The organism is Collinsella sp. TF08-11AT, from assembly GCF_003437035.1.
In the GTDB taxonomy this organism is placed as follows: Bacteria; Actinomycetota; Coriobacteriia; order Coriobacteriales; family Coriobacteriaceae; genus Collinsella.
Genome location: NZ_QSRL01000012.1, coordinates 385 through 22721, shown reverse-complemented (window position 1 = coordinate 22721; position 22337 = coordinate 385). Strand labels below are relative to the sequence as shown.

At 57.8% G+C, this 22337-nt stretch carries 17 protein-coding genes; 12 read left to right on the top strand and 5 right to left on the bottom strand.

Annotation, left to right across the window (positions count from 1 at the left end; genetic code table 11):
* Window positions 1–31: 31 nt before the first annotated feature.
* Together DXC79_RS07890 and vsr are read right to left on the bottom strand one after the other, a co-directional pair.
* Complete coding sequence (locus DXC79_RS07890; RefSeq protein WP_158550995.1) at window positions 32–961, bottom strand: AraC family transcriptional regulator; 930 nt, start codon at window positions 959–961, stop codon at window positions 32–34.
* A gap of 497 nt (window positions 962–1458) precedes the next feature.
* Window positions 1459–2445 (bottom strand): DNA mismatch endonuclease Vsr, encoded by a 987-nt coding sequence (gene vsr / locus DXC79_RS10215; RefSeq protein WP_233503074.1) that lies wholly within the window; start codon window positions 2443–2445, stop codon window positions 1459–1461.
* 144 nt (window positions 2446–2589) lie between these two features.
* On the opposite strand from vsr, the gene DXC79_RS07875 reads away from it, so the two are divergent.
* Entirely contained in the window at window positions 2590–3375 is a 786-nt protein-coding gene (locus DXC79_RS07875; protein WP_089572375.1) for an ABC transporter ATP-binding protein, read from the top strand.
* Entirely contained in the window at window positions 3365–5575 is a 2211-nt protein-coding gene (locus DXC79_RS07870; protein WP_117635779.1) for an ABC transporter permease, read from the top strand. Before DXC79_RS07875 ends, DXC79_RS07870 begins: the two co-directional genes overlap by 11 nt.
* A gap of 329 nt (window positions 5576–5904) precedes the next feature.
* Here the strand turns inward: DXC79_RS07870 and DXC79_RS07865 are convergent, their stop codons facing one another.
* Entirely contained in the window at window positions 5905–6870 is a 966-nt protein-coding gene (locus DXC79_RS07865; protein WP_117635778.1) for a response regulator transcription factor, read from the bottom strand.
* 330 nt (window positions 6871–7200) lie between these two features.
* Between DXC79_RS07865 and ptcA the strand changes: the two genes are divergently transcribed.
* The 5 genes from ptcA (at window position 7201) to DXC79_RS07845 (ending at window position 13401) form a co-directional block, all read left to right on the top strand.
* Entirely contained in the window at window positions 7201–8274 is a 1074-nt protein-coding gene (gene ptcA / locus DXC79_RS07860) for a putrescine carbamoyltransferase (RefSeq protein WP_117583532.1), read from the top strand.
* 133 nt (window positions 8275–8407) lie between these two features.
* Window positions 8408–9847 (top strand): APC family permease, encoded by a 1440-nt coding sequence (locus tag DXC79_RS07855; RefSeq protein WP_117583531.1) that lies wholly within the window; start codon window positions 8408–8410, stop codon window positions 9845–9847.
* Window positions 9848–10214: 367 nt separating this feature from the next.
* Window positions 10215–11420 carry an agmatine deiminase family protein gene (locus DXC79_RS07850; protein ID WP_117635777.1) on the top strand — a complete coding sequence of 402 codons (1206 nt, stop codon included), beginning with the start codon at window positions 10215–10217 and terminating at the stop codon, window positions 11418–11420.
* A gap of 399 nt (window positions 11421–11819) precedes the next feature.
* Window positions 11820–12002: a hypothetical protein gene (locus tag DXC79_RS10005; RefSeq protein ID WP_147327489.1), complete on the top strand. Its 183-nt coding sequence runs from the start codon at window positions 11820–11822 to the stop codon at window positions 12000–12002.
* Window positions 11992–13401, top strand: a complete 1410-nt coding sequence (locus DXC79_RS07845) for an APC family permease (protein ID WP_117635776.1) — start codon at window positions 11992–11994, stop codon at window positions 13399–13401. Before DXC79_RS10005 ends, DXC79_RS07845 begins: the two co-directional genes overlap by 11 nt.
* A gap of 35 nt (window positions 13402–13436) precedes the next feature.
* Here DXC79_RS07845 and DXC79_RS07840 read toward each other — a convergent pair whose 3' ends face one another.
* Window positions 13437–13628, bottom strand: coding sequence for a hypothetical protein (locus tag DXC79_RS07840; RefSeq protein WP_117635775.1), 192 nt, complete (start codon window positions 13626–13628; stop codon window positions 13437–13439).
* A gap of 128 nt (window positions 13629–13756) precedes the next feature.
* On the opposite strand from DXC79_RS07840, the gene DXC79_RS07835 reads away from it, so the two are divergent.
* From DXC79_RS07835 to DXC79_RS07820, 4 genes are all read left to right on the top strand, one after another.
* Window positions 13757–14749 carry a helix-turn-helix transcriptional regulator gene (locus tag DXC79_RS07835; protein WP_117635774.1) on the top strand — a complete coding sequence of 331 codons (993 nt, stop codon included), beginning with the start codon at window positions 13757–13759 and terminating at the stop codon, window positions 14747–14749.
* A 315-nt stretch (window positions 14750–15064) separates the two neighbouring features.
* Window positions 15065–16693: an amidohydrolase gene (locus DXC79_RS07830; RefSeq protein ID WP_158550994.1), complete on the top strand. Its 1629-nt coding sequence runs from the start codon at window positions 15065–15067 to the stop codon at window positions 16691–16693.
* A 108-nt stretch (window positions 16694–16801) separates the two neighbouring features.
* On the top strand, window positions 16802–18178 hold the full coding sequence (locus DXC79_RS07825) for an MATE family efflux transporter (protein WP_117635773.1): 1377 nt from the start codon (window positions 16802–16804) through the stop codon (window positions 18176–18178).
* Window positions 18179–18428: 250 nt separating this feature from the next.
* Window positions 18429–19598, top strand: coding sequence for an ATP-binding protein (locus DXC79_RS07820; protein ID WP_197032249.1), 1170 nt, complete (start codon window positions 18429–18431; stop codon window positions 19596–19598).
* Between the two features lie 376 nt (window positions 19599–19974).
* Here the strand turns inward: DXC79_RS07820 and DXC79_RS07815 are convergent, their stop codons facing one another.
* Complete coding sequence (locus DXC79_RS07815) at window positions 19975–20625, bottom strand: GNAT family N-acetyltransferase (protein WP_117635772.1); 651 nt, start codon at window positions 20623–20625, stop codon at window positions 19975–19977.
* A 340-nt stretch (window positions 20626–20965) separates the two neighbouring features.
* Here DXC79_RS07815 and DXC79_RS07810 point away from each other — a divergent pair, with 340 nt between their 5' ends.
* The gene (locus DXC79_RS07810) at window positions 20966–21997 is read left to right on the top strand and encodes a 3-deoxy-7-phosphoheptulonate synthase (protein WP_117635771.1); all 1032 of its coding nucleotides are present in this window, start codon (window positions 20966–20968) and stop codon (window positions 21995–21997) included.
* Window positions 21998–22337: the final 340 nt, after the last annotated feature.

Here is a 22337-nt window from a genome sequence, read left to right as displayed (position 1 = left end):
CTGCAAGTTTGATGCAGTGACAGAAGAAGGGCTAGCGGGATTTCTGCCTGGTACTATCGAGATTCTGCCTCGCTGCTCGATAGCTCGAAGGAGTGCATCCCATTTGTTCTTTAAATACCTGGCCAAGATGGCTTGCTGTCGCAAAGCCGCATTGGCGCGCGACTGTCTGGACCGTTCGCGTGGTGTGTGCCAAAAGTTCGCAAGCACGGTTTACGCGGTATGCGCGCAGATATGCCGCCGGGGTCGTTCCTGCGCAAGCTTCGATAATGCGGTAACACTCTCTTTCGCTTACGCCGGCTGCAGATGCCATCTGGGGCACATCTACAGCGGCTGCATAGTTTGCGCGGATAAAGTCCAGGATTGCCTTGAACTGTACGTCGCGGCTGGTCATCCAAGAGGCGTTGTCGGAGGAAAAGAGCGGTTCGGCCTTGGCGTAAATCTGAATCCAGAGCCCTGACAAGTTATTTCGAAGCGCCATCTCGTTCTGCGGCCGTTGAAGGTCGTGGCTAAAGGAGCTTTTCAGCAAATCGATAAAGGGCATATCGTCGGGATTGGTGGGCGACCATTTGAGCACATCGACGCCTCGACATTGAAGCAATGGGTTGATGTAGCGCTTTTGGAGACGTCCCGCGGGATCGCCGAGCATCGACGGCTGAAAGATATGCAGCATTTGAATGGCTGGCGCCGAATTGGGTGATTGCAGCGTGCTGTGCAAAACGCCGCCGTTGATAAAGCCGGCGGACCCTTCCTCAAAGCGTACGTGCTCATGAGCCGCGTGCGTTCGATAGTCAATCGCTCCCTGCTCCATGTAGAAAAGCTCAACTTCGGAATGCCAGTGCCAGGGGACGGAATTGCCCGGATAGCGAGCGAATTCTGCGCGTTCGGCAATATAGGGCCAGTCTTCGGCGGTCTCGGGAAACGCTTCCTCGCGTCCTCCGCGGTGCAATTCTATGTGATCCATGTTTCGCATGGCATCAGTATAAAGCGCGATGGGCTTAGATTGCTCTTGCCTGTTCGGGGAACGCCTTGTCTAGGGATGCTTGGAGCTTTTCGAAGGATGCTCGTAAGTTGAGGCTCTGATCGGCTGAGCGCTTGGTTTTTGTGGTGGGGGAGTCGAGGAGGCCGTTTCTCTGTGTCGGGGGGAAGGAGAAAAGGTTTGCATGTTTTAGGGATGGCTGCTGTGCTGCGTCATTGGAAGAATGCATGCTTTTGCGGCCTCCTCGATATCCACCAAAAGGATGCGCTCGGGGTTTGCTGCTAGGTCCCGTGCGCTGGCTACATTATGCCGCGGCTGCCGCAAAGAAGCGCTAAAGAAAGGCTTAACCTGGTTTGGTGTTACGATGAAGCTGCAGGTCAGAGGTATCGAGTAACATTCTTGAAAGGTTTTGAGCTTAAGGGCTTTCTAAGGTTTGTGACGTGGATGTGGCGCGGACGTGCGTAGCGTGTGAATGCTCGCTGTTAGCGCTGCGGCTCTGTGGCGCGCACCTGCTCGATGACCTTTTCCATCGTGGCGTCGATGCGGTCTTTTTTGAGTTCGCATTCCCAGATGGTTATGGGCGTCCAGCCCATTTGAGTGAGCGCTGCCACAGCAGCACGGTCGCGCTCGACGTTGCGACGGAACTTTGCCTCCCAAAACTCAACGTTGCGCTTGGGCTGGCTTGGGTTGCACTTGGGGCAGCGGTGCCAAAAGCAACCGTTGACGAAGATGGCGATCTTGCGGCCGGGGAAGGCGATGTCGGGCTTGCCGGGTACCTTCCATTCCAAACGATAGCCCGTAAGGCCCGCGGCCCGTAGGCGCTGACGTACGAGCAGCTCGGGCTTGGTGTTGGCGCGCTTGTTGCCCTTCATGGACTTTTTGATGGCGGCGCGACGGCGGACCAGTTCGCGCTCGTCAGCGGAGAGGTCCGAGGTATCGATGCCGTCGAGCAGACCGGGCTTGGGACGCTTTTTGCTGCGGCGTTTAGGTGCGCGCTTGGGTTTGGTGGCGGGTTTGTCGGTTGTGTTGGGCGCGGTGTCATCGGCGGAGCTTGCCTCAAGCCGATCTTCCTTTAACTCAATCAGAGCATCAATGAGCCCCTTGTCGGCGGGCATCCATTCCACCGTGGCAAGCGAGGTGCGTGGAATCCAGCGGATATCAAGCTGGCGGTCGTGTTTCTGGGGCTCATCGGATTCATCGGCGAGCGAGCAGTAGTAACACTCCATGGAGAGATGAAAATCGGGGTAGTCATGCTCAACGGTGTAGAAATCACGCAGGTTGGTGACTTTTACCTGTAGCTCTTCCATAAGCTCGCGGCGCACGGCGTCTTCGGGTGTCTCGCCGCGCAGAAGTTTGCCGCCCGGGAACTCCCATAGTCCCTGCATGCTGCCGTAGCCGCGCTGCACGGCAAGCAGCTCGTCAGATCCTTCCTTGCGAATGATCCCAGCGGCAACATGAACAGTCTTCAACAGGAGCCCTCTCTCAACATCAACACATGGCAGACTACGCTTACCTTACGCAACGGTAAGGCAAGCGTAAGCCATATCGATGGTAGCCGACTCGGCTCCTTGCGACTATAGATGCCGTAGACTAATCGCAAGAAAGGACTCGGTATGCAAACCACGCAAACGGCGACCCCGGTACTGGAGGTCGCGCATCTCGAAAAGGTATATGGAGCGCTGGGCAACGTGACCCGCGCGCTCAACGATGTCAGCTTTACCGTCAACCGCGGCGAATTCGTCGGCATCATGGGCGCCTCGGGCTCGGGCAAGTCGACGTTGCTCAACTGCGTGTCGACCATCGATAGCGCCACGAGTGGCACCATTCGCATCAACGGCCAGGATGTGACGCGCATGAAACAGGCCAAGCTTTCGCAGTTCCGCCGCGAGGAGCTCGGCTTTATCTTCCAGGACTCCAACCTGCTCGATACGCTCACGGCACGCGAGAACATTGCCCTGCCGCTCACCATCGCCCGCACAAACTCGGCCGAAATTTCGACCCGCGTGCAGGATGTAGCCGCGCGTCTGTCTATCAGTCAGGTGCTCGACAAGTATCCCTACCAGATGTCCGGCGGTCAGCAGCAGCGCGTTGCCGCGGCTCGCGCGCTCGTTACCGACCCCACCATGATCATGGCCGACGAGCCCACCGGCGCCCTCGATTCCAAGAGCGCTCGCCTGCTGCTCGAGAGCCTGGAGGCCCTTAACCGCCGCCTACGCGCCACCGTGCTCATGGTCACGCACGACAGCTTTGCCGCCAGCTACACGAGCCGTGTGCTGTTCATTCGCGACGGCAAGATCTTCACCGAGCTGCGCCGCGGCGACACCGACCGCCGAGAGTTCTTCGACCGCATTATGGAGGTCGTTGCCATGATGGGCGGTGAGGGCTCCGATGCTCTGTAAACTCGCTTGGGGCAACGTCCGCCGCGCCGGCCGCGACTACCTCGTCTACCTTTTGACGCTCACCCTGGGCGTCACGGTCTTCTATGCTTTTAACACCATCTCGATGCAGGTCGACATCGCCGGAATCGATGAAGAGGGCTTGGCGCAGGTTATGGGCAGCATGCTCGGCGACCTGACGTACTTTTTGGCCGGTGTCATGGCCTTTTTAATGGTGTATGCCAATAACTTCATCATGAAACGCCGCAAGAAGGAGTTTGGCCTGTACCAGGTGCTCGGCATGGGGCGCGGGCGCGTCGCCACTATCATGGCGCTCGAGACGGTGATTGTCTCGGTGGTGGCCTTTGTCGCCGGCATTGTGCTGGGTGTGGGACTCTCCCAGCTCATGACGTTCTTTACGGCCTCGCTCTTTAAGACACAGATCGCCAATTTCCACTTCTTTTTCTCGATGCATGCGTTCAATCTGACCCTTGTCTGCATGCTCGTAATGTTTGTGCTCACGCTACTGCTGAACCTTCGCGCCGTGCGTCGCACCAAACTCATCGAGCTTATGGGTGCCGAGCGTCGCAACGAGAGCATCAAGACACGCAACCCCTGGATAGCGATTGCCATCTTTGTCGTGGGCGCGGTGCTGGTGGGCGTGGCCTATTACCGTCTGCTACGTGATGGGTTCCCGCTAACCGCGACGGACAGCAAGCTGCAAGAGGCCATGAACCAGTTTGGTATTACGACCGCTATGGTTACCGTGGGCACCTTTGCCCTGTTCTGGGGACTCTCGGGCATGCTCATCAAGCTGCTGCAGAGCCTGCGCGGCGTGTATTGGCGCGGCCTCAACATGTTTACCGTGCGCCAGCTTGCGGCGAAGGTTAATACGGTGTGCTTTTCGATGGGCGTCATCGCGATGCTCCTGTTTTTGGCCATCACCTCGGTGACGTGCGGTATGTCAATTGCCAACGTGATGAATGAAAACCTGGAGCGCTATAACCCTGTTGACGTGTCTCAGACGTATGTCTATTACACGCCCGATACGCTCGACTACTACAAAGGGTACAAAGGGTATGTCAATCCGTCTGAGGCCGATCGCATGGTGTTGGCCGATACAACGGTCGATTTGTACCCTGCATGGCACGGCAAGGGCAAGTCGGCGGACAACAACGACGAGACCGGCAAGAAGGTCGATATCGCCGATGTTGCCGGTGAGCATGTGCAGATCGATTCGTATCTGAGTTACCCATTTGGCGGCTCGAATCCTTCGGTGACCCCAAGTGAGATGTGCAAGACCATGGGCGAAAAGCTTCCCAAGGCGTTCGGGGGTAGCAATGCCGATACGATGGGTCTGTTTGTGACGCCGGCGAGCCAGTACAACAAACTGCGTCAGATGATGGGCGAGGAGCCGGTGAGCATTGGCCGCGACCAGTATCTGCTCACGTGTGATATGGGCGGCGAGCTGGTCGAGCTGTACACCAAGTATATGGCTGACGGCCATGCCCTTACCTTGGGCGGGCATACGCTCAAGCCCGCAACCGATAAGTCGGACGAAGATACGGCGGCCATCGCCAACTCGGCGATGGGCAGTAATCCGGGTACCGTCGTCGTTGCCGACGAACTGTTGTCCCAACTTAATCTGCAGCCGTATTCCAGTAGCCTGCTCGTTAACTACAAACAGGGGATGGATACGACCGAGGCAGACGAGAGCATTAAATACACTTTGCTCGACAATCTGCTCGTTGACGGCAAAGAGCCGGGGGTGTGGGGAACCTTCATCACACGCTCCGAGATGTACACGCAAGCAGCGCAAATGAACGGTCTTATTAGCTACCTAGCCATCTACATCGGCTTTGTATTGGTCGTTGCATGCGCGGAGATACTGTCGATCCAGCAGCTCTCCAATGTGGCCGACGGCAGCCGCAGCTATCGTGTGCTGGCACAGATCGGCTGCGACGACCGCCAGATCCGCCATTCGGTGATGGCGCAGCAAGCGGTATTCTTCCTGTTCCCGCTGGCAGTGGGCCTGGCGCACTCCTTTGTGGCACTTAAGGTGATCATCGAGCTGGTGAGCATTTTCGGAAATATGAGCATCGGCGGCACCGTGGGCCTCACCTGTGCAATCTTCCTGGCAGCATACGGTGGCTACTTCCTGGTGACGTACCTCATGAGCGCCGGCATGGTACAAGCTGCCATCGCCACCCGCTACAGCGAGTAGCAAGCGGGCAAAACCGTCGCAAAATCAGAGCGAATAACCGCCGCGAAGGGAGTCCAGCTCCCTTCGCGGCGGTATTTTGCGTATCTAGAGCATCTCAGATGCAAGTGAGTAGGCTTTTTTGGATCTGCCGAGCACATCGCGGCAAGTGCTCAATAAAATCGCAGGTCAGGGCTGTGGCGTTTTGAGGTGTGCTCGGCATCCCGCCAAAAGCCTACTCACTTGGTTTTACTGCTAGAAAACCGCCGCGAGGGAAAGTAGCTCCCTCGCGGCGGTTTTTGGCGTTTGCCCAGATAAAACCTGCCAAAATAAACCTGTCCCTTTTTGGCAGGTTATCGCTTCCAAAAGTGGAGGATGAGCGTCGTGCGGTTTTGCTGTTCGGTTTTGACCAGGATGTTGTGGATGTGGGTCTTGACGGTGCCCACGGCAAGGAATAGCTCGTCAGCGATCTCTTGGTTCGATTTGCCCAGTACGACCAGACGCATAACTTCGGTCTCACGGTTGGAGAGCTTGTAGGCGTTGCGATAGAAGGGCATCTGCTCTTCGATGTGTCGATCAAGATCGCTGACGTTCTTTTCCTCGGGCGCCTCCTGCATGCGGATTGAAAGCACGTGGTAGGAGTAGATGATCAGCAGAATCGCAAAGTAGCAGGCAAAGACGTTTTCGCTAAAGTTGCGCTCGGACAGATATAGTTGCAGCCAAGAGGGCGCCAGACTCATGGGGACAATCAGAATGTTGTAGAAATCCTCGGCAACGATGCAACCGACCAGAATAGCGCCGATAATCAGGTGCTTTCGTTGGTTGTTAACGCGTGCCTTCAGCTCGACTTGTGTGCTCTTGCGTGCCGTCCAAAAGATATATAGCCCCACGAAAACAAGGAATACCTGACGCATCGTGTAGTAGAGCCATTGATGAATGGGGCCGTAGGGGACAGCGACGATAATCAGCAGCTCGCTCAGCAAGAACGTTGCGACGGGAATGACAAACTGCTTTTTTGAATGCTTGTCGAGCAAATCCATGGCAATGAGCCAAATAAAAGCCTGCGAAGCGGTCGCCACAAAGGTCCGCAACACAGGCATGGTAATTGAGTAATAGTCGCTGGCTGGAAAACTCTGGTTTTGCAGCGTGTATTCAAAAAAGAAAATCTCGGTCATCTCGATGGCATAGCAGATAAATACGCCGCTGCCATAGATAAAGAAGCGTCGACGGGACGAGGCATAGGCGGCAAGCGAGAGCACCGCCGTCACAATACAGATCACGAGTATCGCTAGGGTATAGAAGAACATCAGGGTGTTCATCTGTCACCGTCCCATCTCATTTATTCTATGGCCGAGTTCTGTATACCTTGTGGGATATAGACGTCTCAACCCTTCGTTTCATTGCGGATTAGGCGCCGAGATACAGCATAGCCGTATACCGTTCGCGGTTCTAGATGGTAAACCCCCTGTAAACTCTTGACCTGCGGGTTTATATTGGTTTAGAGGGGGTGTAACTCCGTGAACGGTCTTTAATCCCGAATAAACTAGGTAAAAATTGCATACGGGTGAATGATGGTCTTGTCAACACGAGGCGTGATGTTCGAGCGCCTCATAGTAATAGTCGGCAAGACCGGCGGAAAGGAAATCGACATGGCACTGCCTAAGGATTTCATCGACACCAACGACTTTACCAAAGAGCAGATCCTGGCTATCGAGGATCTTGGCCTAGCAATGAAGAAGGCCATCAAGGTTGACGGTTATTATCCGCACCTGCTCCGCAACAAGAGCCTTGGCATGATCTTCCAGCAGGTCTCCACCCGCACTCGTCTTTCCTTCGAGACCGCTATGACCGACCTCGGCGGCCATGCTCAGTTCTATGGCCCTGGCACCATCCAGCTCGGCGGTCACGAGTCCCTGGGCGACACCGCTCGCGTTATGGGCTCGCTGCTCGACATCATGATGGCTCGCGTTGACCGTCACAAGGACGTCGTCGGCCTCGCCGAGGGCTCCGCTGTGCCCGTCATCAACGGCATGTCCGAGTTCAACCATCCCACGCAGGAGATGGGCGACCTCATGACCATGCTCGAGAACCTCCCCGAGGGCAAGAAGATCGAGGACTGCACCCTGGCCTTCATCGGCGACGCCACCCAGGTCTGCGTCTCCCTCATGTTCATCGCCTCCAAGGTCGGCATGAAGTTTGTCCAGTTTGGACCTAAGGGCCACCAGATCCCCGACGGCGGCCTGCACGTTGGCACCGTCGAGGAGCGCGCCGAGTTCGGCAAGCAGATGATGGCCATCGCCGAGGAGAACTGCAAGGTCTCCGGCGGCTCTGTCGTCATCTCCGACGACATCGAGTGCATCAAGGGCGCCGACTTCATCTACACCGACGTGTGGTATGGCCTGTACGACGAGGAGGTCTCGGGCGAGAACTACATGGACGTGTTCTATCCCAAGTATCAGGTCACCATGGACATGATGAACTTTGCCGGCCCCAACTCCAAGTTCATGCACTGCCTGCCGGCCACCCGCAACGAGGAGGTCGTCGACGAAGTCATGGACGATCCCGAGCGCTCCCTGTGCTGGGTCGAGGCCGAGAACCGCAAGCACTCCATCCGTGCTCTCCTTGCCGCCCTGGGCAAGCGCACCCCGCTCAACGACGAGGGTGTCGAGTACTCCGCCAAGGCTGAGCTCCACGCCGCTCTCGAGGCTCTCGAGCAGCTCTAAGCCTCAAGGCTTCTAAAAGCACGTTTGCGGGCGGCGGATGCTCGTCTCCTGTCGCCCGCTCACCGAGGCCCAAGCAATTGCCTTAATACCTTAGGGCCTCGGATCTGTCCAAGACTGAGCGAAGGAGCTCATCATGAGCGACGGAAAGAAAAAGCTTTCCTTCTTGACGGTCATTTCGACCATCATCTGCGTCGTCTTCGTTTGCGAGGCCGCCGCTCCTGCTGCTGCCATTGGCAACCAGCAGTTCTTCTGGTGGATCTTCCTGATCCTGACCTTCCTGCTTCCCTACGGCATGGTTGTTGCCGAGCTCGGTACCACCTATGACGGCGAGGGCGGCATTTACGACTGGGTACGCGATGGCCTGGGCGACAAATGGGGCGCCCGCATCTCGTACTACTACTGGGTCAACTACCCGCTGTGGATCGCCTCGCTGGCTACCATGTTCCCCGACATTTTGGGCATGGTCTTTGGCGTCGAGTTCAACTTGATCGCCAAGATGGGTATCGATCTTGCCTTTGTGTGGATCGTCTACCTCATGGGCCGCTCCAAGGCGGCCGACTCCGAGTGGGTCCTTAACGGTGGCGCCATCATCAAGGTCGCCGTCGCCGTTATCGTTGGCGCTTTGGGCATTTGGTATGCCATGGAGAACGGTTTTGCGAACGACATGTCCGCTGCCACCTTCCTGCCCGAGCTTACCAACACCAACGCTCTCGGCTACCTGTCGATCATCATCTTTAACTTCATGGGCTTCGAGGTCATCTGCACCATGACCGACGACATGGCCGATCCCGCTCGCGATATCCCCAAGGCTATCATCGTCGGTGGCCTGTCCATCGCCGTGATCTACCTGTTCGCTGGCTTTGGCATCGGCGCTGCTGTGCCGGCCGATTCCATCGACCCCGACTATGGCATGATTGTCGCAGTCCAGACCATGGTGGGCGACTCCATGATCTTCAAGGTCATCTGCATCGCCTTCCTGATCACCCTGTTCGCCAACATGGCCGCCTGGTCCTTCGGCGTCAACTCCGTCGCCCGCTACGCTGCCGAGCACGGCAACATGCCCAAGGTCTTCGCCTCGATGATTTCGGATGATGACATGCCCAACGGCGCCAACCTGGTCAACGCCGTCGTTGCCTCCCTGGTGCTGTGCCTGCAGCTCGTTCCCATCGACGCCATCTCCAACGGCGTCTTCTGGATGCTCTTCGGCACCTCCGTCGTCTTCCTGCTGCTGACCTACATCCCGATGTTCCCGGCGTTCCTCAACCTTCGCAAGAACGACCCCGACCGCGAGCGCATCTTCACGTTCCCGTTTAAGGGTGCCATGATGAAGGTCATGCTGGCCATCCCTTGCATCGAGCTGATCCTGGCCATCGTTGCAACGCTGGTGCCGCTCTCCGCCGCCGAGATTGGCGACAAGCTCCCGATGATCGTTATCTTCATCGTGCTTCTGCTCATCGGCGAGGTTGTCCGCGTCGTCAGCGCCAAGGGCCGCGAGACCGAGTACAAGGGCCTCACTCCCGAGCTGGCAGCTCAGCGTCTCGCTGAGGAGGCCGCCGAGGCCGAGGAGAACTAGAGCACCCGGTTCTGGGGCTCCAACCCTCCTCGCGTACCAAAGTACGCTTCGTCGGGCTTGTCGCTCCCGACTCCAGGCACTCTAGCCTCTTCGAGGGCGTGCCCAAAGCGACAAATATGCTCACTATTTCCTGGGGCGGGTGCGAGCGATAGCTCCGGTAACCACCGCCCGCCCCAACCTCTCTCTCGTATCCTTCGTGCGTTTGTCTCCACGCACTTGGTTACGTTGCCGCTCGTCGGTGCGGCTCCGTGAAAACCGGCACCGGGCGCCCCGACCTTTGCCGGGGGACGGGCGCCCACTATCTCTTGGTTTTAGGCTGCGGGCAATCCGCCCGCGGCAAACGATCGTTCGATTTGGAGGAAATCTTATGCGTACGATCACCGAGTCCGAGTCCACCCCCAAGGCCGACGGCTTCTTTATGCCCGCCGAGTTCGCTCCGCAGGATCGCGTGTGGATGGGCTGGCCCCACCGCACCGACACCTGGGCCCACGGCGCCAAGCCTGCTCAGAAGCAGTATGCCGCCATCGCCCGCGCCATCTCCGAGTTCACCCCGGTCTATATGTGCGCCAACCAGGTCGACTATGCCAACTGCAAGGCCGTCTTCGAGAACGACGAGAACGTCACCGTTATCGAGATGACCACCGACGACGCCTGGTTCCGCGACACCGCCGCCACCTACGTCATCAACGGCAAGGGCGAGAAGCGCGCCAACCACTGGCACTTCAACGCCTACGGCGGCCTCGTCGACGGCCTGTACTTCCCGTGGGACAAGGACGAGCAGATCGCCCTCAAGATGGCTGAGCTCTCCGGCTGCCGTCGCTATCGTCCCGACGACATGATCCTCGAGGGCGGCTCCATCACCGTCGACGGCGAGGGCACCCTTGTCGTGACCGACCAGTGCCTGCTTTCCCCGGGCCGCACCTGCTCTGCGGTTCTGGAGGAGGAAGAGGATCCCGAGTCCATCTGGCCCAAGTTCCACAAGAAGTTTGAGCCCTGGAGCGAGGAGCTTCGCGCCTACATGGACGAGCACCTCAAGGATTACCTGGGTGTCGAGAAGGTCATCTGGGTCAAGGAGGGCATCGACCCCGAGGAGACCAACGGTCATATCGACGACGTTGCCACGTTCATCGCTCCGGGCGTCATGGCCTGCATCTGGACCGACGATCCCGAGTATCCGTTCTACGAGCAGTGCCACGCTGCCTACGAGACCCTCTCCAACGCCGTTGACGCCAAGGGCCGCAAGATGAAGGTCTACAAGCTCTGCATGCCCGTGAACCCGCTGTTCATGGACCAGGCCTCCTGCGACACCATCGACGCCGACGAGAACGCCGAGCCGCGCGTCCCCGACGAGCCGCTGATCGCGTCCTACATGAACTACCTGGTCACCAACCACGGCGTCATCGTCCCGCAGTACGGCGACGAGAACGACCAGCTGGCCGTCGACACGCTCCAGAAGATCTATGACGAGGTCTGGGGCGAGGGCGTCTACAAGTGCGTCGGCGTCCAGTCCGAGCAGGTCGTCTTCGGTGGCGGCAACATCCACTGCATTACCCAGCAGGAGCCCTCGGCGTAACTCAGGCACGCCACCTTGGCGTTCACTCGTCGCTTACGTAGCGTCAGTACGCTACGCTCCTCGTTCGCGCCAATCTGGCGCACCTGAGCACGCCGAGTAAACGTCTGACTTTCCGAGCCGTGATGCTTCGGGAACCCAGCCGATCAATCGGACGGTCGGTGAATCGGACCATCTCGGGGCATTGATGGTCGGTTTATTCGATGTCTTGGTCGGCTGGGTTTTTCTTTGGGCACTCCGTTGCCTCCACTTCGGAGTGCCCGCCTCTTTGATTGAGTACGCGTCTGATCTGGGATTTATTGCGGGTTAGGCCAATTGTTCGCTTGAATTTCCCAGGTCAGACGCGTATTCAATTGCTGATAGTTTCCGGTTGCGAGCGCGACCGTTTTGATCGGAGTATCTATGTACCAGCGTATCGTTATCTACACGCGCCTGTTCCGCGAGCGTTGGTCCAACAATTGCATCCTCTCTTCTCTTTGGGATGGCACCTGCACCGGTGACGCGGCCTGCAACCCTACCTTGGGCTGCGCCTTCGGTACAGATGCCATCCTTTTTGCTGTAGGGGGAGCGTGCCGTGGCAGGTAAAAAGTTCTCCCTGTTCGAGGTCATCCTCTCGGTTATCTGCGTTGTCTTTACCATCGAGGCGGCCGCTCCGGCATCTGCCATGGGTAACGTGCAGTTCTTCTGGTGGATCTTCCTCATCATTACGTTTTTGCTTCCCTATGGCCTGGTGGTGGCCGAGCTCGGTACGGCGTTCGATTCCGAGGGCGGTCTGTACGATTGGGCTCGCCTGGGCTTGGGCGACCGTTGGGGCGCTCGCTGCTCCTGGTGCTATTGGGTCAACTTTCCACTGTGGGTGGCAAGTATCGCCTGCATGTTCCCCAGTGTCATCAATGCGGTATGGGGCATCGAATTTTCGCTTGGGGTCCGAATTGCCATCGAGCTTGCCTTTGTGTGGGGCGTCACGGTCATGGCAATGCAGCCGGTGGCCGAGGCCGATTGGGTCATGGATGGCGGCGCCGTCATCAAGGTGCTCATTACCGCCGTGGTGGGAATCGTCGGTATCTGGTTTGCCTGCAATAACGGCTTTGCCAACGATATGTCGTTTAAGACCTTTGTCCCCGATCTGGGAGACACTAACTCACTGACGTATCTTTCAATCATCCTATTCAACTTTATGGGCTTTGAGGTGGTCGCGACCTTTGCCAGCACGATGAAGAACCCATCGCGCGATATCCCCAAGGCGGTTATCGCCGGTGGCGTTGCCATCGCGGCGATCTACATTATCTGTGGCGTCGGTATTGGAGCCGCGGTTCCCACCGAGCAGCTTTCACTCGATTCGGGCATTGTGGACGCGGTTGCCGCCATGGTGGGGCGCGCTCACCCGCTGACGATGGTCGTGGGCGTGGCCTTTTTGGTGACGCTGTTCGCCAACATGATCTGCTGGAGTTTTGGCGTCAACAACGTGGCGAGCTATGCCGCGCGCCACGGCAACATGCCGCGCCCCTTTGCGCTGGTGTCCAAGAAGACCGGCATGCCCAACGGCTCAGCACTCATTAACGGTTGTTTTGCCAGCTTGGTGCTGCTACTTCAGATTCCGCTGGGCGAAGGTTCCGACGTCTTTTGGGTTTTCTTCTCGATGAACGTCGTCTTTCTGCTCATGAGCTATATCCCGATGTTCCCGGCGTTTTGGCGTCTGCGTAAATACGACGGTCGCCCGCGTGTGTTCCGCGCGCCCTTCGAGGGCAAGGTGCTTGCGGTAGCGCTTGCGGTGCCGGTGGTAGAGCTCGTGCTTTCGATTGTTGCGACAATCGTGCCGCTTAACAGCTCGCCCGCCGAGATGTCAAAGTTGCCGATCCTCATGGGTGTGGTGATCGGCGTGTTGCTGGGCGAGGTTTCGCGCCTCATATCGCGCCGCGGCCGCAGCATCGACAATCCCGGCGTTGGCGCAAGGGGGACAGGTCGCTTTGCACCAAAACAGTAGCGCCGCGAGTTGTGCGGCGCTAGTTGCATCTTGGATTACTGCTCACGCTGCTCGGGATCAGATGCGAGCTTGGGTGCAAAGTAGGGGACGTGGCCCAGGTAGGGGCAGCTGTCCGAACGCGCCTCAACGGCGCAGGGGACATCGTCGTAGGTCATGGAAGAACCGAGTCGGGTGATGGCCTTGGCGGCGGGCGCGACGAGCATCTTGAGCAGAGCGATCGGTGCCATGGCATCTCCTTTCATCGGTGAGACACAGCTTGTTTATCTAAACGATACAGTACGTTTAATCGGTGAGTCTAATCTTGCGGCAAAGAATCTGTCAACATCCTCACAGCATCTAGACAGGGGAGGCGGGCATGAGTTTCGCGTTCTATATCTACACCACGATTATCATGGGTGTGGCTCTGGTGACCAGTGCCGTGGCATTGGTGGTTTGGCTCATGACGCGCCGTCGCGACAGCCTCGTGGCCGCGGCGGGTTTTTTGCTCTATATGCTCGATATGTCGGTCATCTTTTTTGACGAGTACAATCGGCTCAAATACGACTACGCCGTTACCTTTAGCGAGCCGCTGCAGCACCCCTTGCTGCGCTGCGTGCTTGGTATTGCCATCTATGCCTGCGTGGTGCTATGGATGTTTGCGCGCTTGCGCAAAAGGCCGACGTCGCGCATGCTCGGACTTGCTATCGTGCCGTTTTCAATCTTGCAATTGCTGCTGGTGCCTCGCAGCGGTGCTGCCGGAGAGATGCAGCAGTATCTCTTTTGGCTCACGCGTGACCTGGGCAATGTAGGATGTCTTGCCTATGCCGCCTGGCATTACCGGCACAGGGCCACGCGTGTTGAGAAACTCGACCTCGACCGCTCAAAGCTCTTTTGGAAGGTGGCACTCGTTCTTGCGTTTTGCGTAATCGCCGAGGACACCTACATGATTTTGCTCTGCCGCCCCGACTCTCAAAACCCCGTCATCAGCCTCTTTTTGTGGTATCTGTCCGAGCGCAATATCTCCGAAAACGTGCTGCTCGTGGTATGTGCGGTCCAACTCTTTTGCCAGTTTAGCCATATCCTGCGTGTGTATGCCCGTCATCCGCGTGCCGATGAGGACGTGGCGGCCCAGAGCGCAAGCTCTGGGGACGACCTCGCATCGCGTGTGGTGATCTATGCCGATGCCCACAAGCTGTCGCGACGTGAGCAGGAAGTGCTCACGCTGGTGCTGAAGGGCAACGACGCCCAAAACATCGCCAGCGAGTTGGTCATCAGCCCTGGCACGGTCAAGGCACACTTGCATCGCATCTACGTTAAAAGCGGCGTCTCCAACCGAGATGACCTCATAGATGCCTTTTGGCGTTCCTAGTCCTATTCTTTCTTGCATGCGGGTCTTGCCGTGTGGGCGGGCACGCCGTTGGGCGTAATGACGCGGTAATAATCTCAGACAATAAACCTGCAGGTAAAGCGTGTAAACCTGCTTAAACTGACCGTTTGCGGTCCCTGGCCTTGGCACGGATTTGCCCCTGTGTATCAATGGGTGTAGCGCGAAGCCGCGGACGTGGGACAGACGTCCGAGCACGGCTTGTAGGCACGCGCCGATGCGGGAGCGCTACGCTCCCAACCGAGTGCCCACGCGGGCGGTGCGTCCGCGTTGCAACCAAAGATGCCTGAGGAGGCTCACATGGACAAGGCTGATGTAGTTATCAAGAGCAACGCCGTCTTTACCGGCGATGGGCTCGAGCCGTTTAAGGGCGGCGTTGCCGTGCGCGGTGATAAGATTGTTGCCTGCGGTGACGATGCTCACCTGGCACCGTTTATCGGTCCCGATACCGAGGTGCGCGACTTTGGCGACCAGCTCGTCATGCCCGGCCTGATCGACTCGCACACGCATTTTGCCCAGGGCGCGTTTATGACCGACCCCGATTTTGCCGTCAACCTCATCGACTGCACCAGTTTTGAGATGGCGATGGAACGTGTCGTGGCGTTTGCGGCCGACCATCCCGATAACGAGTGGATTCTGGGCTGCCAGATTATCCAGTTCCAGTGGGATGTCCCCGAGATGCCCACAGCCGCGATGATCGATGAGTACATCTCGGACCGCCCGGTCTTTCTGCAGCAGGTTGACCTGCATACCTTTAGTGCCAATACCTGCGCCATCAACAAGGTGGGAGTAACTTCGCAGACGCCCGATCCCGCAGGCGGCAAGATCCTTAAGGATGCCGAGGGCAATCTGACGGGCGTGTTTTCCAACAACGCCGGCGTCTTCTTTATGGACGAGGTCTACGACCCAGCGCCCGAGGTTGTTGACGCGTCGTTTGCAAAAACCGCCCGGCGCGCCAATGCCCTGGGAATCACTACGGTCGGCATGGTCAATCCTACGTTTGTGAGCATGGAAAACCCGTATGCGGTGTTGGCAGGTCTTAATGCCAAGGGCGACTTGCCACTGCGCGTGTTCCTGTACACCGATCTGTTCGAAAACGAGTCCTTAACGCTCGAGCAGATCAAGGAGAAATACGCCTTCTCGGGTACGCAGGTCGAGTGGCACGGCTTTAAGCAGTTTCTTGATGGCGTGTGCTCCGACCACACCGCTTGGATGCTTGAACCCTATAGCAATGCGCCCGATACCTGCGGTGAGCCCGCGGAGGATCCAGAGCGCATCCGTGCCGCCATTGTCAGGGCGCAGGAATGGGGCGTTGACACGCGCGTCCATACGATCGGCGATCGCTCGGTGCGTTTTGTGCTTGATTGCTTTGAGGAGGGCGAGCGCTTGCATGGTAAGCGGGGTTGCCGCCACTCCATGGAGCACAACGAGACGGTTCAGCCCGAGGATCTGCCGCGCTACGCGGAGCTTGGTATATGCCCCGGCATGCAACCGTGGCACATGCTGCTCGATATGGCTGACCTTGCCAAGGACGATGCCGTGGGCCCCGAGCGTGCAGCGCTTTCGTGGCCCCTGCACAGCCTGCTTGCCAGCGGTGCCGTGGTGCACTTGGGCAGCGACTTCCCCGTTGTGGGCTTGGAGCCCATGGAGGAGGTGTACGGCGCGGTCTTCCGCATGCTCGAGGACGGCTCCAACCCCGAGGGCTGGTTCCCCCAGGAGCGCATTACCATGGCCGAGGCCCTGCGCGCCTACACCTACGGCAGCGCCTACGCCATGCATGCCGAGGATCGCATCGGTACGCTCGCATGCGGCAAACAGGCTGATATCTGTGTGCTCGACCGCAACCTCTTTGACTGCGAACCGGCTGAGGTCCTCGAGGCCACGGCGTCTCTCACGATGATTGCCGGCAAGGTGGTCTACGAGGCCTAGCGGGGCTGCTGCATCGCTGGGCGGTGCCACAGCCTGTGCGTGCCGCCCATCCATTCATCCATCCATTCATCCATCCATTCATCAATCTCTCATGGAAAGGGGAGAACAATGGCAGAAGAGACAACCGCCGCTGTTGAGGAGGAGCGTGAGCTTGCCTCGCAGCCGATTCCCGGCCTGGTGCGCAAGTACACCATCATCACCGGCCAGGGTATGCTCGCCCAGATTATCATGGTGGTCCTTGAGGGCCTCGTGATGGGTTGGGGCCTGGGTGCACACGGCCTGGCCTGTGTTTCGATCATCATGTCGGTCGAGTACATTAACCTGGCCTTTGGCAACCTGTTTGGCACCGGCGTGCCCGCCGTGGTGGGCAACCTTTTGGGTGCCGGCGACATTAAGGGCGCCAGCAAGGCGTTTAGCCAGGGTTTTTGGCTTACCACGATTGTGAGTGTGCTGCTTGCTGTGGTGATGGCTGTGTTTACCGAGCCCATCTGCGCATTCTTCGGCGCCACGCCCGACATCATGACCGATACCGTTGCCGGCGTGCGCACCTTCTCCGTGCTGCTGCCGCTCACGGTCATTGGTCAGATGGTCACCGCCGTCATGCGTGTGGACGAGAAGGTTCAGATCCAGGCCAACCTCATGACCGTGTCTGCCATCGTCGCTATCTGCTGGCTTGCGCTTTCCACGTTTGTGCTCAAGCTTGGCGTTATGGGAGCTGGCGTGTACTACGGTCTTTCCATCGGTATCTGGGCCATCGGTATCTTCTGGTTCATCGGCGGTAAGAAGTCGCAGCTCCAGATCAGCGCCGCCGACCTCAAACTCGACATGGCCATCTGCGGCCAGATCATTAAGATTGGTTTCCCGTTCTTTTTGGTGCAAGCTGCCACGTTCATCTTCAACACCGTTGCCAACTCGTTGCTTGGCCAGCTCGGCGGCGACATGGGTTCGCTCTACATCGCGGCCTTTGGTGTGATCAACGGCTACATCCTCTACATTACCATGATGGTCGCCCAGTGCTTCTCGTACGGCCTGCAGCCCATTGCCGCCTTCAACGCCGGCGCCAAGGCGTGGGCGCGCCTCAAGGAAACGCTCTCCTGCACGCTTAAGTACCAGGTCGTGACGCTTGCTGCGGTGTCTGCTGTGCTATGGGTGGCCGCAACGCCGGTCTGCGCCTTTTTTGCTGGTAGCGACCCGGCGCTCGTCGAGGTTGCCGCCAACGCCACGCGCATCGTTATCCTGGCCGTGGCCCTGGGCTATCTTGCCATGACCATGTCGATGTACTTCCAGGCGGTTGAGAAGGTGGGTATCGCCACGTTCACCGGTCTGCTCCGCTACGTGATCTGCTCCGTGCCGCTTATGTACCTGCTTGGCAACATGATGGGCGTTCAGGGTGTCTGGTTTGCCTTGGTGGCGGCTGACGCCATCACTGGTCTTATCTCCATCGCCCTCGCCGTCCGCGAATCCAAGCGACTTGCCACGCTCTAGACTCGGACACGGCCGGCCCGCGATAGTCGAATAAGTCAACTCGCCTGCAAGCCACCGCAATGGGGACAGTTCCCATTGTGGTGGCTATTGTTATTTAGGGTCTGAGATTTCGGCTCTATAAATAACGTTTTGAACTGGGCTACTATAAGATTGTGGAAAACACTACTACAAGATTATGGAAAACGCTACTGCGAGATTATGGCAAATGATACTATACGATTATGGTAACAGCGTTATAAGGGGCGTTGATATGGCCGAGTACATTAACAGGGATTTGCATGAGTTGCTCATTCGCATGGCGGGTTGGTTTCCTGTTGTGTCGTTGACGGGGCCTAGGCAGAGCGGAAAGTCTACGCTGGTTAGGCATGCCTTTCCCGACTATTCCTATGTCACGCTTGAGGACCCCCAAACGAGGCGCGCGGCCTTGGAGGATCCGGTGAGTTTTATCCGCAACCGAAAGGGCGGACTCATCATCGATGAGGCGCAATACGCCCCGGATTTGTTCTCGATGATCCAGGTTGTTTCGGATGAGCGGGGAGATGCCGGTCAATACATCCTTACGGGATCGCAAAACTTTTTGATGATGAAAAGCATCGGCCAGTCTCTTGCCGGGCGAGTCGGGATCTTAAAATTGCTGCCATTTTCGTTTCGAGAAGCGGAGAGGGGCCAGCAGGGGCAGTTGGAAGTGGATTTGTTTGCGCTCGAAGGGGGATACCCTCGCCTGCGTTCCGCCGGAATGCCGTCCTCGGTTTATTTCCCCAGCTATATTGATACCTATGTTGAGCGCGATGTTGTGGGCTTGCTTGACGTGCGCAATAAAGCGGAGTTTCATAAGTTACTGTCCATAATTGCCCAGAGCGCCGGTGCTCTCATTAATATATCTTCGCTTTCTCGAGATACGGGTGTGAACGTATCGACCATTAAAAGCTGGTTGTCTATCCTGGAGCAGAGCTACCTGACGTTTTCACTGCAGCCTTATTATGCAAATGCCAGGAAACGTTTGACTAAAACGCCCAAGCTTTATTTTTACGACACGGGGCTGCTCTGCTACTTGCTCAAAATTGGATCACTGGAGCAACTTTTGGAGAGCCCTTATCTGGGGGCAGTTTTCGAAAACCTCATCGTTTCCGAAACGGCGAAGAGCCATCTCAACGTGGGCGAGAATCCCGAGTTGTATTTCTATAGGGACGACGGCAAGCGAGAAATCGATTTGCTCGACTGCACAAACTCAGGGAGTCCCAAGGCTATCGAAATAAAATCATCCAGAACGTATCACGATAAGTACGCCCGCCATTTACAGGCTGTATGCGATGAGATCGACATTGCAAAAGATGCGCGCTATGTTGTGGCCCGCGTGGATTCAACGTATGAGTCGAAAGACTGTAGCGTGGTCTCGGCGCGTGATTGGCTTTTGCGATAACAAGTTCGGCGTATTAACAACTGCCGCGAAGGGTCCGGATCCCTTTCGCGGCGGTTTTTTGCCGATCCGGTGCGCCTCAGATGCAAGTGAGTAGACTTTTTTGGATTTACCGAGCACATCGCGACAAATGCTCGGTAAAACTGCAGGTCAGCGCTGTGGCGATTTGGCGTGTGCTCGGATTCCTGCAAAAAATCTACTCACTTGGTTTTTGCTGTTAGAAGGCCGCCGCGAGGGAAAGTAGTTCCCTCGCGGCGGCCTTGGTGTTTTCCCAGATAAAACCTGCCAAAATAAACCTGTCCCTTTTTGGCAGGTCTCTATTTGGTATGGCTGACCGGTTTGGGCTGTCTTGGAGAAAGCCCATGAGGCGGCACACAGGCTAATCCTGCGTGTCGCCTCCGTACATGTAGACGATAAAGCCGTCGCCGGTGTCTTGGCTGTGATCTTCTAGGATGCGCTTCATGTTGAGGTGCTCGTAGAACTGCCAGTCAGAGTTGCAGTCGCTCATCAGGAAGAACTTGGTGCAGCCTGCCCGGGCGAGCTCGGCGCGGGCAAGGTCGATGAGCGCGCGGCCGAGCCCTTTGCCCTGCCACTCGGGCACGATGATGATGAGGTTGAGCTGGCCCTGGGCATACTCATTGCCCGTGGCGGCAAAGCGGTCGGCCGTGGCCTTCTCGCGGCTGTCGCCAAAGAGCGAGCCCTCGAGCTTGGCGTCGGCGGTCTTTGCCATCTCGGTTGCCTGGGCGAACATCTCGTCGTAGCAGGGCACCCACGTGGGATTGGTACGCGGCTTGCCGTCCTCGAAGATGCCGATGCAGCAGGCGGCGATAATGCGGCCCTCGGCCTCGGCGACAAGCGCGATAGGTGAGCGCTGTAGCTGCATGGTGATGTTAAAGCGCGCGCAGAAATCGGCAGCTTCGACGTCACCGCGGTTGCGCAGCGTGTTGCACCACAGCTGGTTGTAGATGGCGGCGATGCCAGCCAGGTCGTCGAGCGTGGCGGCGCGCAGGGTTACGTTGTCAAGGCTCATGGAGGCTCCTTCCAAGGTGGGTCAGGCCACCTCTGAGTGTGACATGGGCGCGCCGTCGCCGCATCAATCATTCGGCAGACGAGTCCCGTTCCCTCGGGGACGGAGGAAAAGGGGCCACGAGCGAGGATTTTCGGACGCTTGCTCGACGAGAGTGGATAATCTCCCACTTTCAGCGCGATCCTAGGCCAAAAACGGGAGATTATCCACTCTCGTGGTAAGCGACCCGCGCGTTATCCATTCCCTTTTTGGTTGGTCGTGCTTGCACTTTAGCGTGCGACAGCGGATAATGCCGAGCATTCGACGATTCAAGCTTAGACTTCTTTGATTGAGGAGGCCCCGCATGGCCATGGAATTTAAACGCAGGCTGCCGATCCCCATGGAGATCCGCGAGGAAATGCCGCTGTCCGCTGAGCTTACTGCTAAGAAGCAGGCATTCGACGCCGAGGTCGCCAAGGTCTTTACCGGCGAGGACGCGCGCAAGGTGCTCATCATCGGACCGTGCTCTGCCGACCGCGAGGACTCGGTCCTCGAGTACATGAACCGCCTGGCCAAAACCGCCGAGGAGGTCAAGGACAAGCTCATCATCATCCCGCGCGTCTACACCAACAAGCCGCGCACCAAGGGCACCGGTTACAAGGGCCTGCTGCACAACCCCGATCCCGAGGCGCCCGACGATCTGCTCGAAGGCGTTAAGGCCATTCGCCACATGCACTTGCGCGTCATCGAGGAGACTGGCTTCTTCACTGCCGACGAGATGCTCTACCCGTCCAACTACCAGTACCTCGTCGACCTGTTGAGCTACGTCGCCGTGGGTGCGCGTTCGGTCGAGAACCAGGAGCACCGTCTGGTGTCGAGCGGCATTTCGGTGCCGGTGGGCATGAAAAATCCTACAGCCGGTTCCACTACCGTCATGCTCAACTCCATCTACGCCGCCCAGGCGCACCAGAGCTTTATCTTCCGCAACTGGGAGGTCGAGTGCGACGGCAACCCGCTCGCGCACGCCGTCATGCGCGGCTACATCGGTCTCGACGGTCGCACTTACCCCAATTACCACTACGAGCACCTGGAGCGCCTTGCCGAGCGCTATACCGAGCACGCCGGCTACGCCAACCCGGCGGCGGTTATCGACTGCAACCATGACAACTCGGGCAAGCGCCCGCTGGAGCAGTATCGCATCTGCAAGGAAGTGCTCGACAGCTGTCGCCGCAACGAATCCATCTCCAAACTGGTCAAGGGCTTTATGATCGAGTCCTACCTGGAGGATGGCAACCAGCCGGTCGACGGCGGCGTCTTTGGCAAGTCGATCACCGACCCGTGCCTGGGCTGGGAAAAGACCGACTATCTGATCCACGAGATCGCGGAGCGTGTTTAGTTACGCGGGTTTACCAACCCGCGTAACGGCTCGACGCTGCGCGCCGCCCAGAGCGACAATTTGTCATTCAAAAGGCAAGGCATGACCAGAAGGTCAATGCCCTGCCTTTTTCATGCCAACTTGTACGCTCTGGACGGCGCTCGCTGTCCGTCCTCTACCTGCGGAGTTGTCCTGCTCCAGGGCACTCATTGGGGACAGACTTAAATGAGTGCTCGCAGAATGAGAGTGGATAGTCTGCCGTTTATAAGTAGTTGTTGGGGACGTTCTTGTTGTTTGACTAGTCGTTTAAGAACGTCCATTACAGTCGAAATTGTCAGCCCGGGACCGTCTCGGGCTACGA